Here is a 15,490-nt window from a genome sequence, read left to right as displayed (position 1 = left end):
CCTGCTCGGGCGCGGGCTGGAAGTACACCCTCGCCCGCACCGCCGTCCGGGGGATGGGGCGGGGGTCGGAGCGGATTCGTTCCCTGGCTCGGCGGTCCTGCCTGGACTGCGCGGGTTCCGGTCGCTCGGCGACCTGCTGAGGCTGGCCCGGGGTGGGTGCTGGTGTGGGGCCGCGACCCGAACGACGGCCCGTGAATGGCCCGCCCGCCCCGGCGCCTCGCAAACCAGCACCGCGCCGGCCGGGCGTCCCGGCACCTGGCGACCTGGTGCTGATCGACGGACGGGCCTCGGTGCAGTTTGGCGGTGACCGGGCGCTGTGGCTGCGGGTCACCTCGGTTTGCGACAAACCGACGTACCACGGCTGGGTGTGGCTCACCGGCTACTCCATCAACCCGGCAAGCGGCAAGGCACTGGAACGGCGCGAGGTCTTCGTACAGATCGCCGGCCTACAGATCCGGCCATGCACGACCGACAGCGCGCCGCCTCGCAACGTGGCGCCGGTGATGAGGAGGCGCGGTGTTTGACGTTCGGGTACGACTCGGATCGGTGCTGCGGATCGGCGCAGCCGACCGCTACCGGCCCTCGGACGGACCGGTGACGCTGTGGGTGACCGGGGTCCGGTTGGTGGTCAACCGCCCGGCGCATGAGCCGTGGATCTGGGTCGAGGGGATGAGGCTGAGCCCGTCCGGCGGCCGGGGGCCGCAAGCGCAGATCCTGGTACGCGCGAGCCTTCTACCGCCCGACGGACCGGCCCGGTGACCACGTACCTGTCCGGTGCCGTGCGCGACCAGCTCCGCGCGGCACAGGCGCAGCTCGACCGGCACACGCCGTCGAGCGCGGACGGGCGCTGCGTCGGCTGCGGCGAGGAAGGCCCGTGCCCACAACGGCGGGCGGCGCTGCGCGTGTTCGGCCGGTACGGCTGCCTGCCCCGGCGGTGGCCGGGCGCGTCCCGGCCGGAGCTGATAGACGCGCCGTCGTCCTGGTCAGGGTGGCTGGCCGAAGCGGTGGAGCGTGTAACGTCGGACGGCTGAGCTGACTTGTTCTGTCATGCAAACAACTCATAAGCTGCTGAGATTCATGCAGCGTTCCTAGGTGGGGTGGCCCGCGATGGCGTACGAGATTCCGACGCCGAAATACCTGCGCGTGTTGAACACGCTGCGGAAGCGCATCGAGGGCGGCGACTACGCGCCCGGTGCGGCACTGCCGTCGGAGAACCAGCTCTGCACGGAGTTCGGGGTGTCCCGCCCGACGGTGCTCAAGGCGCTGGGCATCCTCAAGCAGGACGGCTGGATCGAGTCGCAGCAGGGCAAGGGCAGCTTCGTACGCGGCCGGCCCGCCGCCGGCCGCACGTCGCCCGAGTACGCCCGCGACGCGGTCGAGCTGGATGAAACCGGCGCGACCGAGATCCTGCACGTCGGTCCGGTGCTTGCCTCACCGCGGATCGCCGCGGAGTTGAAGATCGAGGAGGGCACGCCGGTCTACGAGCGGCGCCGCCGGACCGTCTCGGAGGCGGGTCCGGTGGACCTGGTCGCCACCTTCGTGCCGGTGGACATCGCGGTCGGTACCGACATCACCAAGCCGGACCCGATCCCTGGTGGCCTGCTCGACCTCATCGCGCGTCAGAAGGGCCTACGGGCCGACTACGCCACCGAGCGGATGACGGCACGCCGGGTGGGCGAGGTCGAGGCTGAGGCGTTGGACGTGCCGGCCGACGAGTCGGTGATGAGCGTCGTCATCACCGTGCACCAGGCATCCGGCGACCCGATCATGACCTCGGTCCTGGTGATGCCTGGCAGCCGTCACGAAATCGAAGACACCTACGCCTTGAGCTGATCAGTTCCACTCGTCGCCGTAGAAGTCCTCGTCATCGTCGTCTGGTGGCAGCGGCGATTGCCACCAGAGGTCGATGAGGAACCTCTCGGTACCGTCGATTGCGCTGCCATGAACCCGGACGCCGTAGACTCCAGCCCCCTGGGGCAGCGCAACCTCAGCCGCCGCGCCGGCGGTTATCTGCTCGACGAGAAGTTCACCGGTTGGGCAGTGCAATTGAAGCTGTCGACAGCCGCTCCATGCGCCGTCGTCCGGCTCGGGTTCGGCGGGCCAAAGTCGCATCTGAAGCTCTGCGTTGGGCGAAAGCGCCCGAACCGTGAGCTGGTACGTGGACGCGCCGGCCACGTGATCCTGCGCGGCCCTGTATGACTCGCCGTCGTCGCCGGCATCGCACCACACGTCACGAAGGACGAAGTGGCCGTAGTGGACGGAGACGGAGATGTTGTGCGCGGCAAGGGGTTCCACGTGGCTGAGGTTCTCAGCGCCCTCTGACACTCCAACATGAACCGACCTCATTAGACCTTGCTTGTGTTTACAAGCTGACGTAGCTTGTTAGCTCAACCGGTTGTCAGGTAGACGACTGGTAAGGCTAGGAGGCTGTCTACGTGGTTCCGATGACGTTGAAGGTGCCGGTCCCGTCCGAGTACGTGTTCCCCGCCGGGGCGTTGTGCCTGGGTGTGTCGCCGCAGATCGATTTTGAGCGGCGTGGTGAGGCGGACAACCAGGCGCGGGACAAGGAGTCCGGGGAGCGGGTCTGGGTGGTGCGGGTGATGGACCTGGATCCGGAGGCGGGGAAGTTCGGTCGGTCGACCGAGGTGAAGGTGAAGGTGGTCGCCGGGCAGCAGCCGGTGCCGCCGCCGTCGACGGTGCCGGGGTATCCGCCGGCGGTGGAGTTCGAGGGCCTGACTCTGACCCCGTATGTGGATTCGCAGCGGTGCAAGCCGGGCCGCTCGTCGGGTGACTGCCGTTCCCGGATGGCGTACTCGCTGCGGGCTACCGCGATCCGGCCGGCGTCGACGGTGCCGGGTTCGGTGGCGGCCTGACCGGTCGTTGTTTGGCGCGCGGGGCGGGTCGTTTCCCCGCCAAGAGTCCCGGCCCGTCCCGCGCTTCTTCCATCCCTCACGTGTGAAGGAGGGCGTGATGCCCACCGTAGTTCCCCCTGCCCTGAACTGCCCTGAGGGCTGCTGCTCGTCGGGGTGGTGGTCCTGATGTCCCGCACCCGTCTGGTCGGCCTGCGTCACGCCTACCGGGAGGCGGAGGCGGCCGTCCGGTCGGCCCTTCACCTGCCGCCGGCTTCGGCGCGGGTGTGCGCGATCCGCTGCCCCCGCTGCGAGGAGTGGGTGAAGCCGCGTCGGTTCGACCTGCGGCGCATGTCGTGCCGCTCGTGCATCGCCACCCTGGCCCGTCCTGGCAGGGGTGATGACCTGTGCCTCTGATCAACATCATTCCGGGCGAGAAGATCCCGGTGGCGCCGATGAACGTGCGCCTTCCGGCGTGGCGGGTCCCGGGCTGGCTGCTGGTGTTCTGGTGGCTGGCCCGGGGCATGTTCCGGCTGACCGTGCTGGCGGTCCGGTATTGGTGGCTCACCGCTCCGACCGTGCTCGCCGCGTGGGTGCGGGCGGAGTACGGCGAGCGGGTCCTGGCCGGCGTCGTCCTGGTCGTGGTTGTCGGCTGTGCCGCCTGGTGGCGGTGGCACCGGGCGTCGTGGTTGCGGTTCGGCTGGTATCCGATCGTCAGCCGTGTCCGGGCTCTGACGGTGTATCGGCGGCGGTGGGCGTCGGTCATGGCGACGTGTGGGCTGGCGACGGCGTTCGCCGGTGACCGGTACGTGCCGCAACTGCTGCGGGTGCGCTGTGACCGCTACGGCGACGAGGTGACCGTCCGGATGCTGCCGGGCCAGATCCCCGACGATTGGGGGCAGGCCGCGGAACGCCTCGCCTACGCCTTCCGCCTCCGCCAGGGTCAGGCCCGGTCGACGGACCGGCCGGATCAGGTCGTGCTGCGGTTCCTGCGCCGTGACCCCCTCGCCGGCACGGTGGCGCCGCTGCCGGTGCCGGCCGTGCCGGACCTGGGCGGGCTGCCGCTCGGTGTGCGCGAGGACGGGCAGCCCTACGCGCTGCGCCTGGCCGGCTCGCATGTGCTGATCGCCGGGGCGACGGGGTCGGGCAAGGGGTCGGTGCTGTGGTCGCTGATCCGCTCCCTGGCCGGCGGTGTCCGCTCGGGGCTGGTGGAGCTGTGGGCGTTCGACCCGAAGGGCGGGATGGAGTTGGCGGCCGGGGTGCCGTTGTTTGCCCGGTTCTCCTACGACGACCCCGACGGCATGGCTGGCGTTCTGGAAGAGGCCGTCAAGCGGATGCGGCTGCGGGCGGCCCGGCTGCGCGGGGTGGCCCGTCAGCACACGCCGACGCCGGATGAGCCGTTGATCGTCCTGGTGGTCGACGAATTGGCGGCGTTGACGGCGTACATCACCGATCGGAAGGTCCGCGACCGGATCAAGGAAGCCCTCGGGCTGCTGCTCAGCCAGGGGCGGGCCGTCGGGGTGCACGTGGTGGCGGCGTTGCAGGACCCCCGCAAGGATGTCCTGCCGTTCCGGGACCTGTTCCCCACCCGCGTCGGCCTGCGGCTGACCGAGCCGGAGCAGGTGGACATGGTCCTCGGCGACGGCGCCCGCGACCGGGGAGCCCTCTGCGACCGCATCCCCGAATCCGCTCCTGGGATCGGGTTCGTCGTCCTCGACGGCGTTCGCGAACCCGTCCGGGTGCGGTTCGCCTACCTCACCGACGACGACATCCGCGAGCTGGGTCGTGACTACCGGCGGCTCTGCGACGACACCAACGACGAGCAGGAGGTGACCCGGTGCAGGCCAACGCGTACGCAGACCGAGTGGAGGGCGCGGTCCTAGTGCTCATCGTCCTCACGGTGGGCGGGCTGGCCGGCGCGGCGTCGTTTACCCACGTCCACGACTGGACCATGGCCAACTCCCCGGCCGGTACCGGGGACTGGTTCGGCTGGGCCAACGCCGCCATCTCCGAACTGCTGCCCCTGGCAGCGCTGCTGACGATCCGGCGGCGCCGCCGCACCGGCGGCCCGATCGGGTACCCGATGTTCCTGCTCGTCTGCGCCGTCGCCCTGTCTCTGTCCGCGCAGCTCGCCGTGGCCAAGCCGGGCGTGTCCGGGTGGCTGCTGTCAGCCGTGCCAGCGCTGGCGTTCCTCGGCCTGTCCAAGCTCATCTTCTCCACCACCCCCGCCCCGGTAACGGTGACCGTCGACAAGCAGGCAGACGCCAACGCTTGGGGCGATATGCCGCCCGGCTACGACCCGACTGAGGAACGGCCGTCCGCCGACCTCGTCAACGAGGACCAGGCGGTAACCGTCGCCGTGGAAACCAACGACGAGCAGCCCCGGCCGATGACTCTCCGCCCGGTGCCTGTGACGCCGGTGGAGCGGCGGCCGGGACTGGTGCCCGTGCCGGCGGCAGCGTTCGCGCCCCGCAACGGCAGCGTCCTCGCCGGGGAGCGTGACCGATGAGCCAACTCGAACTCATCCCCACGACTCCCGTCGAACAGCCCCGGCCGGGATCGCGCGCGGACCGGATGCGCAAGCCCCTGGCCAAGGACGCGCTCAAGCAACTCGCCGAACAGAACGGCGTCTGCGTCCGTCCCCTGGCCCTGCGCCGCACCGACACTGCCACCGGCCTTACCGAAGTGGTCGAGGTGCCCTGCGGGGCGACCCTGGCGGCGAAGTGCAAGCCGTGCGCGGAGCGAGGCCGGCGGCTGCGCATCCAACAGATCCGCGAGGGCTGGCACCTCGCCGACGAACCCGCCGTCCGCCCCGACCAACCCGGGGAAGACGTGCTCGCCCTCGTCCGGGTCCGGGCACACCTGGAGCTCGAACGCGAAGCACTGCACTACCAGCCGATGTCCCCGGACGAGCGGGCCGCGCAGATCGCCGACGTGGACGCCGCGATCGCGGAGCTGGACGAAGCGCTCGCCGAAACCAGCCTGCGCGGCCACCTCACCCCGAAAGAGCGCGACGAGCGGCCCCGGCGAAAGCGGTCGACCAGGCGGCGGCAGGACACACCCGACCTGCCTCGCCTGCCGGTCGACCCGCGCACAGTCGGCCGCGCCTACTCGGGCAAGGCAGGCAAAACCCACCGTCCCTCGATGCTCGTCACGCTGACCCTCGGCTCACACGGCCCGGTCCACTCCCACCTCCGGCGCGGCGCCTACGTCGCCCCCTGCGAGTGCGGCCAGCGCCACGGCCCGTATGACGACGTGCTCGGCACCCCCGTCGACCCCACGACATACGACTACCGGCGCGCCGCCCTGGACGCGATTCACTTCGCGCGGGTGCTCGACCGGTGGTGGCAGAACGTGCGTCGTGCCGCCGGCTGGAACGTCCAGTACGCCGGAGCCGTCGAGCTGCAACGGCGGCTCGCCCCACACGCGCACTTCGCCATCCGCGGCACCCTGCCCCGCCGGCTGCTCAAGCAGATCGCGGCAGCCACGTACCACCAGGTGTGGTGGCCGCCGTTCGACGCGCTGGTCTACCCGGTCGACAAGCCGCCGGTCTGGGACGTCGACCGGCGGGCGTACGTCGACCCGAAGACCCGCGAGTCGCTGCCCACCTGGGGTGAAGCCCTCGACGCCCTGGAGGAACCCGACAGCCGACCCGCCTACGTCGTCCGCCTCGGCCGGATCGACGCCCGGGGCATCGAGCAGGGCACCGAGGACGCCGAACGCTCCATCCGCTACGTGACCAAGTACGTCACCAAGGACCTGACCGACCAGGCCAAGCCGCGCTCCGACGCGCAGAAGGCCCACTTCGACCGCCTCCACGCCGAACTGGCCGTCCTGCCGTGCTCGCCCACCTGCGCGAACTGGCTGCTCTACGGAGTCCAGCCGGACGGGGTCAAGGCAGGCTTGACGCCCGGCCGCTGCACCGGGAAGGTCCACCAACGTTCCACCCTCGGCTTCACCGGCCGGCGGGTGCTCGTCTCCCGGCAGTGGTCCGGCAAGACCCTCGCCGACCACCGCGCCGACAACCGGTCCTGGGTCCGGGCCATCCTCGCGGGCGGCATGGCGGACACCGAGGAGCACGACCAGGCGGCCGACGAGACGGACGGCTCGAAGCGGTACCGGTTCGAACTCGCCCGGCCCGAGGACCCGGACGTGCCACCGCTGGAGCACCGGCTCCTACGCGCGATATCCGCCCGCATCCGCTGGCGTGCAGACCTCGACACCGCCCGGATACGAACAGCCGCCGCCGTTTCGGCAACCGCACAACCCGCCGCGCTCGCGGCCTGAACTCCTGCGAGGAGCAACCGCATGAACGACGAGCTGTTGACCGCTGACGAGGTCGCCGCTCGCCTCAAGGCAACCCCGCGATTCGTCCGCCGGCTGGTCGCCGAACGGCGGATCGCCTTCGTCAAGGTCGGCCGCCTGGTGCGCTTCGAGGCGTCGGCCGTCGCCGCCTACATCGACAGCAACCGGGTCGTGCCGATGACCCGGGCGCACCTGCGCGACTACCTGGGGGAGGTGGCCTGATGGCGGCGAGCAAGGGCCGGCGGCGTTTCGGCAACGTGCGTCGCCTCCCGTCTGGCCGTTACCAGGCGCGGTACCTCGGCCCGGACGGGTTGGAGCGGAAGGCGCCGCACACCTTCGAAACCGAGCGCCAGGCGGCCAAGTGGCTGACCGTGGTGGAGTCCGAGATCATCAAGGGGGAGTGGACGGCCCCGGAGGCGGGCGAGATCAAGCTTGAGCCGTACGGCCGGAAGTGGATCGCCGAACGCAAGCTCCAGCCGCGCACGCGGGAGAACTACGAAGACCTGTTCCGGCTGCACATCCGCCCGCACCTCGGCGCGCTCGCCCTGGGCGCGATCAAGCCGCAGACCATCCGCACCTGGCGCCGCACGCTGCTCGACGGTGGCACCACCGAGCCGCAGGCGGTCAAGGCGTACTCACTTCTTCGGGCGATCCTGAACACCGCCGTGAAGGAAGACGAGTTGATTCGGCAGAACCCCTGCCGCATCCCCGGCTATGACCGCTATCACACGCCTGAGCGGCCGGTGGCGACCGTCGCCCAGGTGCTCGCGCTCGCCGAGCGGATGCCGCCCCGGTTCTCCGCGCTGGTGATCGTCGCTGCGTTCTCCGGGCTCCGTTGGGGCGAGCTGGCGGCGCTGCGCCGCTCGGATGTCGACCTGACGGCGGGCACGGTGCGGGTGCCGCGCAAGCTGGCGGCGCTGCGCAACCGGATGGAGTTCGGGCCGCCCAAGTCGGAAGCGGGCAACCGGACGGTCACCCTGCCGGCTGCGGCGCGTACGGCGCTCGCCGATCACCTGGCCGAGTACGTGGGGGAGGAGTCGGACGCGCTGGTCTTCACCGGGGACAAGGGGGCGGTGCTGCGTTCCGGCAACTTCCGCCGGGCGGTCGGCTGGGCGGCGGCGCTACGGGCGTCTGGCATGCCAGAGGGCTTCCACTTCCACGACCTCCGGCACACGGGAAACAACCTGGCGGCGGCGACCGGGGCCAGCACTCGGGACCTGATGCACCGGATGGGCCACGCGAGCATGCGGGCGGCCCTGATCTACCAGCACGCGAACAGCGAGCGGGACCGGGAGATCGCCGACGCCATGGACCGCCGGATCGTCAAGCAGGCGAAGCGGGCGGCGGCGCCGGCCAAGGCGAGCAAGGCCAAGGACAAGGCGAGCAAGACCAAGGCGGCCAAGCAGAACGCGGCCAAGGAAAAGCCGGCGGCGCGCAAGGCAACCAAGGGCACGAAGCCGAAGCGGCCGGCACGCGAACCCGCCTCGGACGGCACGGCCGGCGCTACTGGCACGCCAATGGCACGCAAGATCAAAGAGGGCTGAAACGAGAACGGCCCAGGCTCGGCGAGAACGCCGTTGACCTGGGCCGGAAGGTGTGGAGCGGGCGACGGGAATCGAACCCGCACCGTCAGTTTGGAAGACTGAAGCTCTGCCATTGAGCTACGCCCGCGTACGCCCCGACGCTGCGGGGCGCGCCGACAGCGTACCCAATGGCCCACCCCGTCCGCTCAGCCGTATCCCGGCGCGGCGCGTGCCGTCGTCCGGTGCAGGGGTGGTCGGCGCACCCGGTGTCCGGTTGGTCCCCGTTCGGCGCGTTGGGTGACGCCCCGGCACGTCGCGCGGGCCGCGACCGCATAGACTGCTCGTCGCCACGGGGTGTGGCGCAGCTTGGTAGCGCACTCGCTTTGGGAGCGAGGGGCCGTGGGTTCAAATCCCGCCACCCCGACTGTCGTCCGCGGCCGGTCGCCGGGGTCGCCCTCCGCGCGGTCCCCGGCCGCTGCCGGTGCGCCCGGCCGGCTCGCCTACACTCGATGGGCTTATCACGCCCAGACTAAAACCGAGATCCGTCAAGGAGTACGCCTGTGAAGAGCACCGTCGAGACTCTGAGCCCGACGCGCGTGCGGCTCGCCATCGAGGTGCCGTTCGTCGAGCTCGAGCCGAGCCTCAAGAAGGCGTACCGGGAGATCGGGCAGCAGGTCCAGGTTCCCGGCTTCCGCAAGGGCAAGGTTCCGGCGGCCGTGATCGACCAGCGGGTCGGCCGGGGCACCGTCCTCAACGAGGCGGTCCAGGAGGCCATCCCGCAGAACATCCTCGCCGCCGTCCGCGAGCACGACCTGAAGACGCTCGGCCGCCCCGAGGTCGAGATCACCGAGTTCAACGACGGTGACTCGCTGAACTTCACTGCCGAGGTCGACGTCCGCCCGGAGATCACCCTGCCGGACCCGGCCACCATCGAGGTGACCGTCGACGAGCTGCAGATCGACGACAGCGAGATCGACGAGCAGGTGAAGAACCTGCGCGAGCGCTTCGCCACCCTGAAGACCGTCGAGCGGGCCGCCCAGGAGGGCGACTACGTCCAGATCGACCTGAACGCGACCGTCGACGGCGAGGACGTGCCGGGCGGCCAGGCGAGCAACATCTCCCACGAGGTCGGCAGCAAGCAGCTCCTCCCGGGCCTGGACGAGGCCGTCGTCGGCCTGTCCGCCGGCGAGAGCACCTCCTTCACCACCCAGCTCGTCGGCGGCGACTTCGCCGGCCGCGACGCCGAGGTGGCGGTGACCGTCCGCACGGTCAAGGAGAAGGAGCTGCCGGAGCTCGACGACGAGTTCGCCCAGATGGCGAGCGAGTTCGACAGCATCGAGGAGCTGCGCGGGGACGTGCGCGAGCGGGTCACCCGGGGCAAGCGGGTCGAGCAGATCTACGCCGCCCGCGACAAGGCCCTGGAGCAGCTCGTCGCCGCCGCCGAGGTGCCGGCGCCGGAGGGGGTCGTCCGCGAGGAGGTCGAGAGCCGCAAGCAGGCGATGGTCGACCAGCTCGAGCGCATCGGGGCCTCCCTGGAGGAATACCTGGCGGCCGAGGAGAAGACCGAGGAGCAGATCGACGCCGAGCTGACCGAGGCGGCGACCGAGGGCGTCAAGATCCAGCTGCTGCTGGACACCCTCGCCGACGCCGAGGAGGTCCAGGTCAGCGACGACGAGTTCGGCCACGAGATCGTGCACCGGGCCCAGCGCGCCGGGATGGCCCCGCAGCAGTACTACGACCAGCTGGTCCGCTCCGGCGCTGCCGGTGCCGTCTTCGGGGACGTGCGGCGCGGCAAGGCCCTGGCCTCGGTCATGGAGCGCATCAAGATCAAGGACTCGGCCGGCAACGAGGTGACGCTCGACGCCCTCCGCGCCGAGAGCGAGGCCGAGCACAACCACGAGCACTGATCGTCGGGTGAGGCCGCCGTCCGCCGCTTGCGGTGGGCGGCGGCCCGATCCCTTTTCCGGGGTACGTCTCCGGGGCTGCGCTGTTAGCGAACACTGCCCGGACCGGGACTCTGCCACCCGGCTGAGCGGTTAGTGTCGGGTAGGACGGTACGGAGAGCGAAGGGCTGCCATGACCGACATGCACATGCAAGCGATGCCGCTCCGGGCTATCGAGGCCCGCGGTGGCGACAACATTGGCAACCTCGATGACTCGGTCTACAACCGGTTGCTCAAGGAGCGGATCATCTTCCTGGGCAGCGAGGTGACCGACCAGGTCGCCAACCGCATCTGCGCGCAGCTCCTGCTGCTCGCCGCGGAGGACCCGGACCGCGACATCAACCTGTGGATCAACTCGCCGGGTGGCTCGGTCTACTCGGGCATGGCGATCTACGACACCATGCAGTTCATCGACAACGACGTGTCGACCGTGGCGATGGGCATGGCGGCCTCGATGGGCCAGCTGCTGCTCTGCGCCGGCACCAAGGGCAAGCGTTACGCCCTGCCGCACGCGCGGATCATGATGCACCAGCCGTCCGGCGGCATGGGCGGCACGGCGTCGGACATCGCCATCCAGGCGGAGCAGATGCTCTACACCAAGCGGATGTTCCAGGAGCGGGTCGCCTTCCACACCGGGCAGAGCCAGGCGCAGATCGAGGCGGATTCCGACCGCGACCGCTGGTTCACCGCCCAGGAGGCCACGGACTACGGCTTCATCGACAAGGTGATCACCGGAGCCACGCAGGTTCCGGAAGGCGCCGGGACCCTGAGCTGAGGAGTTGACGATGACCGACCTGAGCCTGCCGCCGCAGTTCGCGGCCGTGCACAACCGCTACGTCCTGCCGTCGTTCGTCGAGCGCACGTCGTACGGGGTCAAGGAGTCGAACCCGTACAACAAGCTCTTCGAGGACCGGATCATCTTCCTCGGCGTCCAGGTCGACGACGCGTCGGCCAACGACGTGATGGCGCAGCTGCTGACGCTCGAGGGCACCGACCCGGACCGCGACATCATCATGTACATCAACTCGCCGGGTGGTTCGTTCACCGCCATGACGGCGATCTACGACACCATGCAGTACGTCCGGCCGGACATCCAGACGGTCTGCCTCGGCCAGGCCGCGAGCGCCGCGGCCGTGCTGCTGGCCGCCGGCACCCCGGGCAAGCGCATGGCGCTGCCGAACTCGCGGATCATCATCCACCAGCCGGCCACCGAGGGCGGCTACGGGCAGGGCTCGGACATCGAGATCCAGGCCCGGGAGATCCTGCGGATGCGGACCCAGCTCGAGGAGATGCTCTCCCGGCACTGCAACCAGCCGATGGAGAAGGTTCGCAAGGACATCGACCGTGACAAGATCATGACGGCCGAGGAGTCCCGGGAGTACGGGCTGGTGGACACCATCCTCACCAGCCGCAAGAAGGGCCTGCTGGCGGCCAACGCCGCCGGCTGAGCAGTTTTCACGTCGAGGTCGGCCGGGAGTCCGCTCCCGGCCGACCGTCTGACACACCCGTTTTGGGGGTCGGAGAAAACTCCGCCAGCGGGTAACGTCGGGTCTGTACCGCTCCGCCGGTCCTCCGGCTGGGTGAACGAGGCGGGCGGCGCACCGTCCGCAGGTCAGGGCCGGGTCTCCGGCCGATGAGTGCAGGGAGAACGTAGGTGGCACGGATCGGTGACGGCGGCGACCTACTGAAATGCTCCTTCTGCGGCAAGTCGCAGAAGCAGGTCAAGAAGCTCATCGCGGGCCCAGGGGTCTACATCTGCGACGAGTGCATCGATCTCTGCAACGAGATCATCGAGGAGGAGTTGGCCGAGTCCGGCGAGGTGAAGTGGGAAGAGCTTCCCAAGCCGATGGAGATCTGCCAGTTCCTCGACAACTACGTGGTCGGGCAGGACCAGGCCAAGAAGGCGCTCGCCGTCGCGGTCTACAACCACTACAAGCGGATCCAGGCCGATGCGGCCGGCGCGCCGGGTTCCGGCAGCGACGCCGTCGAGCTGGCCAAGTCCAACATCCTGCTGCTCGGCCCGACGGGGTGCGGTAAGACCCACCTGGCGCAGACGCTGGCGCGGATGCTGAACGTGCCGTTCGCCATCGCCGACGCCACCGCGCTCACCGAGGCCGGCTACGTGGGCGAGGACGTGGAGAACATCCTCCTCAAGCTGATCCAGGCGGCGGACTACGACATCAAGCGCGCCGAGACCGGCATCATCTACATCGACGAGGTCGACAAGATCGCCCGCAAGTCGGAGAACCCGTCGATCACGCGGGACGTCTCCGGCGAGGGTGTCCAGCAGGCGCTGCTCAAGATGCTGGAAGGCACGGTGGCCAACGTGCCGCCGCAGGGCGGGCGTAAGCACCCGCACCAGGAGTTCATCCAGATCGACACCACCAACGTGCTGTTCATCTGCGGCGGCGCCTTCGCCGGGCTCGACCAGATCATCGAGGCCCGCACCGGCCACGGCGGCACGGGCTTCGGCGCCCGGCTCCGGTCGGTCAGCGAGCGGTCGACCGACGACATCTTCAGCCAGGTCATGCCGGAGGACATGCTGAAGTTCGGGCTGATCCCCGAGTTCATCGGCCGGCTCCCGGTGATCACCAACGTGCGCAGCCTGGACCGCACCGCGCTGGTGCGCATCCTCACCGAGCCGCGCAACGCCCTCGTCCGGCAGTACCAGCGCCTCTTCGAGCTCGACGGCGTCGAGCTGGAGTTCGAGGAGCCGGCGCTGGAGGCGATCGCCGACCAGGCGATGCTGCGCGGCACCGGCGCCCGCGGCCTGCGCGCGATCATGGAAGAGGTCCTGCTCTCCGTGATGTACGAGGTGCCGAGCAACCCCGACGCCGCGCGGGTGCTGATCACCCGCGAGGTGGTCCTGGAGAACGTGAACCCGACGATCGTTCCCCGCGAGTTCACCGGCCGCCGCGCCCGGCGGGACCGCGAGGAGAAGTCGGCCTGAACCCACCGCCACTGCCACCGCGCCCGTCCGTCGAGGTCGGGCGCGGTCGGCGTTTCCAGGAGGCGGTGAGCGTCGGCAGCGGGTGAGGCGGAGACCGGGGCGGAGTGTTCTACGGTTGCCACCGTCGCGCCGTGGCCCGGTCCGGTCGTACGCTGATCCCCATGCGCGTCGCCGTCTGCCAGCTCAACGCCCGGGACGACCGTAAGGCCAACCTCGCGGTCGCCGAGGCCCTGCTGGAGCGCGCCGCCGCGGCCGGTGCGGACGTCGCCCTCCTGCCGGAGTACGTCGACTACCTCGGCCCCGCCGCCGGCCTGCCCGAGCCGGAGCCGGTGGACGGCGAGGTGGGGCAGTTCTTCGCCGGCGTCGCGCGCCGGCTGGGCATCTGGGTGATCGCCGGGTCGATCCACGAGCGCGGGCCGGACCCGGCCCGCACCTGGAACACCACCCTGGTCCTCGACCGCTCCGGAACGCTCGCGGCCACCTATCGCAAGATCCACCTGTACGACGTGGAGATCCCCGGCCGGGTCTCCTACCTGGAGTCGGCCACCGTCGCCCCCGGCGACCAGCCGGTGGTGGTCGACGTCGAGGGGCTCCGTGTCGGACTGTCGATCTGCTACGACCTCCGCTTCCCGGAGCTGTACCGGCAGCTCGCCACGGACGGCGGCGCCCAGTTGCTGGTGGTGCCGGCGGCCTTCATGCTGCACACCGGGCGCGACCACTGGGAGGTGCTGCTGCGCGCGCGGGCGATCGAGAACCAGTGTTTCGTCGCCGCGGCGGGGCAGACCGGCGACCACGAACCGGGCCGGACCTGCTTCGGGCGCAGCATGGTGGTCGACCCGTGGGGGACGGTGCTCACCCAGGTGCCCGACGGGCCGGGTGTCGCCGTCGCCGACCTCGATCTCGACCGGCTGCGGACGATCCGTGCCGAGTTGCCGAGCCTGGCGAATCGGCGCCTGTAGGCGTCAGCCCTGCAGCAGCACGCCCACCACGGCGAAGCCGGCGATCGCCGCGGCCGTGACGAGGAGGGCCGTCGTCATCCGGGACCGCCCCCGTCGGGCCAGTCGTGCCACCGACACCACGAGGACGAAGAGCACGAAGGCGCCGATGACCAACTGCCAGAACGGCAGCAGCAGCCCGAGCAGCGCGTCCTCGGCGAGCACCGCCGGCCGGGGGCGGGTGAGGTCGTCCATGACGAACACTCTGGCACGGCGGAGCCCCGTGCGGACCCTGTGCTGCCATCACGAATGCGGGACCGTCTCCGCCGGCGGCAGCCGGGCAGCGACGGACGCTGATTTGCCTTCCCGGGGCAGTCCGCGTAACTTTCTCTCTGCACGCGGGATGTCGGGCAAACCGGCTGACAACGGGCACCAGGCTCGTGGCGGAGACGCCGAGCGAGACTGGGAATCGGGCGGTGCGAAGACACTCCGACACGGGGTTGCGATCGCGAGACTGACCGGGTAGAGTGCTGAAGCCGGCAGGAGCCGGGCGGATAGCCGCAGAGCGGCGATCGGCCGGTCTGCGGTTCCCACGACAGAAACGACCGCCGTGATACGGCGTGCGTCATCGTGGATCTGGAGCACCGAACGTTGATCATCTCCGACACGGGGTTGACAACGCGAAGTGAGCCGAGTAAGGTAGAGAAGTTGCCCCAAGCGGGCGTCCACGATGTGGGATGCCTGAGTGGTGTGTGGTTGTTCTTTGAGAACTCAACAGGGTGCTTGATAAGCCAGTGCCAAATTGTTTGATACCCCGGACTGGCAAGCCTTTATGGTTTGTTGGTCTTGGATTCCTTTGGCAACACATGTTGTCGGGATGACTGTTTCAGCAAAGTTTTTGTTGGAGAGTTTGATCCTGGCTCAGGACGAACGCTGGCGGCGTGCTTAACACATGCAAGTCGAGCGGAAAGGCCCTTCGGGGTAC

The 15,490-nt window shown here is 69.9% G+C and carries 18 protein-coding genes, 2 tRNA genes and 1 rRNA gene; 18 read left to right on the top strand and 3 right to left on the bottom strand.

All coding sequences use genetic code 11. From position 1 onward, the window contains the following. The first annotated feature begins 266 nt into the window (after positions 1–266). The 4 genes from ABT006_RS20075 (at position 267) to ABT006_RS20060 (ending at position 1,833) form a co-directional block, all read left to right on the top strand. Complete coding sequence (locus ABT006_RS20075) at positions 267–524, top strand: hypothetical protein (RefSeq protein WP_350708407.1); 258 nt, start codon at positions 267–269, stop codon at positions 522–524. Beyond that, positions 517–759: a hypothetical protein gene (locus ABT006_RS20070; protein ID WP_350708405.1), complete on the top strand. Its 243-nt coding sequence runs from the start codon at positions 517–519 to the stop codon at positions 757–759. The genes ABT006_RS20075 and ABT006_RS20070 overlap by 8 nt, the downstream gene beginning before the upstream one ends. Further along, positions 756–1,031, top strand: coding sequence for a hypothetical protein (locus tag ABT006_RS20065; protein WP_350708403.1), 276 nt, complete (start codon positions 756–758; stop codon positions 1,029–1,031). Before ABT006_RS20070 ends, ABT006_RS20065 begins: the two co-directional genes overlap by 4 nt. A gap of 76 nt (positions 1,032–1,107) precedes the next feature. Then, the gene (locus ABT006_RS20060) at positions 1,108–1,833 is read left to right on the top strand and encodes a GntR family transcriptional regulator (RefSeq protein ID WP_350708401.1); all 726 of its coding nucleotides are present in this window, start codon (positions 1,108–1,110) and stop codon (positions 1,831–1,833) included. Here the strand turns inward: ABT006_RS20060 and ABT006_RS20055 are convergent, their stop codons facing one another. Then, positions 1,834–2,295 carry a hypothetical protein gene (locus ABT006_RS20055; protein WP_350708399.1) on the bottom strand — a complete coding sequence of 154 codons (462 nt, stop codon included), beginning with the start codon at positions 2,293–2,295 and terminating at the stop codon, positions 1,834–1,836. Positions 2,296–2,444: 149 nt separating this feature from the next. Between ABT006_RS20055 and ABT006_RS20050 the strand changes: the two genes are divergently transcribed. From ABT006_RS20050 to ABT006_RS20020, 7 genes are all read left to right on the top strand, one after another. Beyond that, positions 2,445–2,873 (top strand): hypothetical protein, encoded by a 429-nt coding sequence (locus ABT006_RS20050; protein WP_350708397.1) that lies wholly within the window; start codon positions 2,445–2,447, stop codon positions 2,871–2,873. A gap of 165 nt (positions 2,874–3,038) precedes the next feature. Beyond that, positions 3,039–3,266 (top strand): hypothetical protein, encoded by a 228-nt coding sequence (locus ABT006_RS20045; protein WP_350708395.1) that lies wholly within the window; start codon positions 3,039–3,041, stop codon positions 3,264–3,266. After that, on the top strand, positions 3,257–4,732 hold the full coding sequence (locus tag ABT006_RS20040) for an FtsK/SpoIIIE domain-containing protein (RefSeq protein ID WP_350708393.1): 1,476 nt from the start codon (positions 3,257–3,259) through the stop codon (positions 4,730–4,732). The genes ABT006_RS20045 and ABT006_RS20040 overlap by 10 nt, the downstream gene beginning before the upstream one ends. Beyond that, the gene (locus ABT006_RS20035; RefSeq protein ID WP_350708391.1) at positions 4,714–5,358 is read left to right on the top strand and encodes a DUF2637 domain-containing protein; all 645 of its coding nucleotides are present in this window, start codon (positions 4,714–4,716) and stop codon (positions 5,356–5,358) included. The genes ABT006_RS20040 and ABT006_RS20035 overlap by 19 nt, the downstream gene beginning before the upstream one ends. Beyond that, on the top strand, positions 5,355–7,136 hold the full coding sequence (locus tag ABT006_RS20030) for a replication initiator (RefSeq protein ID WP_350708389.1): 1,782 nt from the start codon (positions 5,355–5,357) through the stop codon (positions 7,134–7,136). Before ABT006_RS20035 ends, ABT006_RS20030 begins: the two co-directional genes overlap by 4 nt. Before the next feature lie 21 nt (positions 7,137–7,157). Further along, positions 7,158–7,376, top strand: a complete 219-nt coding sequence (locus ABT006_RS20025; protein ID WP_018831717.1) for a helix-turn-helix domain-containing protein — start codon at positions 7,158–7,160, stop codon at positions 7,374–7,376. Further along, positions 7,376–8,698, top strand: a complete 1,323-nt coding sequence (locus ABT006_RS20020; protein ID WP_350708386.1) for a tyrosine-type recombinase/integrase — start codon at positions 7,376–7,378, stop codon at positions 8,696–8,698. Before ABT006_RS20025 ends, ABT006_RS20020 begins: the two co-directional genes overlap by 1 nt. A 53-nt stretch (positions 8,699–8,751) precedes the next feature. Here ABT006_RS20020 and ABT006_RS20015 read toward each other — a convergent pair. After that, positions 8,752–8,825 (bottom strand) — tRNA-Gly (locus tag ABT006_RS20015). Positions 8,826–9,027: 202 nt separating this feature from the next. On the opposite strand from ABT006_RS20015, the gene ABT006_RS20010 reads away from it, so the two are divergent. From ABT006_RS20010 to ABT006_RS19985, 6 genes are all read left to right on the top strand, one after another. Next, positions 9,028–9,101 (top strand) — tRNA-Pro (locus ABT006_RS20010). Between the two features lie 136 nt (positions 9,102–9,237). After that, positions 9,238–10,584 carry a trigger factor gene (gene tig / locus ABT006_RS20005; protein WP_350708384.1) on the top strand — a complete coding sequence of 449 codons (1,347 nt, stop codon included), beginning with the start codon at positions 9,238–9,240 and terminating at the stop codon, positions 10,582–10,584. A gap of 169 nt (positions 10,585–10,753) precedes the next feature. Next, the gene (locus tag ABT006_RS20000; RefSeq protein WP_350685012.1) at positions 10,754–11,395 is read left to right on the top strand and encodes an ATP-dependent Clp protease proteolytic subunit; all 642 of its coding nucleotides are present in this window, start codon (positions 10,754–10,756) and stop codon (positions 11,393–11,395) included. A 10-nt stretch (positions 11,396–11,405) separates the two neighbouring features. Beyond that, the gene (locus tag ABT006_RS19995) at positions 11,406–12,068 is read left to right on the top strand and encodes an ATP-dependent Clp protease proteolytic subunit (protein WP_350708382.1); all 663 of its coding nucleotides are present in this window, start codon (positions 11,406–11,408) and stop codon (positions 12,066–12,068) included. A gap of 206 nt (positions 12,069–12,274) precedes the next feature. Next, positions 12,275–13,570, top strand: coding sequence for an ATP-dependent Clp protease ATP-binding subunit ClpX (clpX, locus tag ABT006_RS19990; RefSeq protein WP_350708380.1), 1,296 nt, complete (start codon positions 12,275–12,277; stop codon positions 13,568–13,570). 161 nt (positions 13,571–13,731) lie between these two features. Next, a complete protein-coding gene (locus ABT006_RS19985) occupies positions 13,732–14,529 on the top strand; it encodes a carbon-nitrogen hydrolase family protein (protein WP_350708379.1) in 798 nt (265 codons plus the stop codon). A gap of 3 nt (positions 14,530–14,532) precedes the next feature. Here the strand turns inward: ABT006_RS19985 and ABT006_RS19980 are convergent, their stop codons facing one another. Next, positions 14,533–14,760 (bottom strand): hypothetical protein, encoded by a 228-nt coding sequence (locus ABT006_RS19980; protein ID WP_350708377.1) that lies wholly within the window; start codon positions 14,758–14,760, stop codon positions 14,533–14,535. A 643-nt stretch (positions 14,761–15,403) separates the two neighbouring features. Here ABT006_RS19980 and ABT006_RS19975 point away from each other — a divergent pair. Continuing rightward, a 16S ribosomal RNA gene (locus tag ABT006_RS19975) occupies positions 15,404–15,490 on the top strand; the annotation flags it as partial.

The sequence above is a fragment of the Micromonospora sp. NPDC002717 genome (assembly GCF_040295705.1).
Classification (GTDB): domain Bacteria; phylum Actinomycetota; class Actinomycetes; order Mycobacteriales; family Micromonosporaceae; genus Micromonospora.
The sequence above is the reverse complement of the archived record's forward strand: the minus strand, read 5'-3'. Positions and strand labels throughout refer to the sequence as shown.

Coding starts and splice junctions, on each gene's coding strand:
- ABT006_RS20060 (WP_350708401.1), top strand. CDS start 1,108: ATGGCGTACGAGATTCCGACGCCGAAATACCTGCGCGTGTTGAACACG.
- ABT006_RS20050 (WP_350708397.1), top strand. CDS start 2,445: ATGACGTTGAAGGTGCCGGTCCCGTCCGAGTACGTGTTCCCCGCCGGG.
- ABT006_RS20045 (WP_350708395.1), top strand. CDS start 3,039: ATGTCCCGCACCCGTCTGGTCGGCCTGCGTCACGCCTACCGGGAGGCG.
- ABT006_RS20030 (WP_350708389.1), top strand. CDS start 5,355: ATGAGCCAACTCGAACTCATCCCCACGACTCCCGTCGAACAGCCCCGG.
- ABT006_RS20025 (WP_018831717.1), top strand. CDS start 7,158: ATGAACGACGAGCTGTTGACCGCTGACGAGGTCGCCGCTCGCCTCAAG.
- ABT006_RS20020 (WP_350708386.1), top strand. CDS start 7,376: ATGGCGGCGAGCAAGGGCCGGCGGCGTTTCGGCAACGTGCGTCGCCTC.
- ABT006_RS20000 (WP_350685012.1), top strand. CDS start 10,754: ATGACCGACATGCACATGCAAGCGATGCCGCTCCGGGCTATCGAGGCC.
- ABT006_RS19995 (WP_350708382.1), top strand. CDS start 11,406: ATGACCGACCTGAGCCTGCCGCCGCAGTTCGCGGCCGTGCACAACCGC.
- ABT006_RS19985 (WP_350708379.1), top strand. CDS start 13,732: ATGCGCGTCGCCGTCTGCCAGCTCAACGCCCGGGACGACCGTAAGGCC.
- ABT006_RS19980 (WP_350708377.1), bottom strand. CDS start 14,760: ATGGACGACCTCACCCGCCCCCGGCCGGCGGTGCTCGCCGAGGACGCG.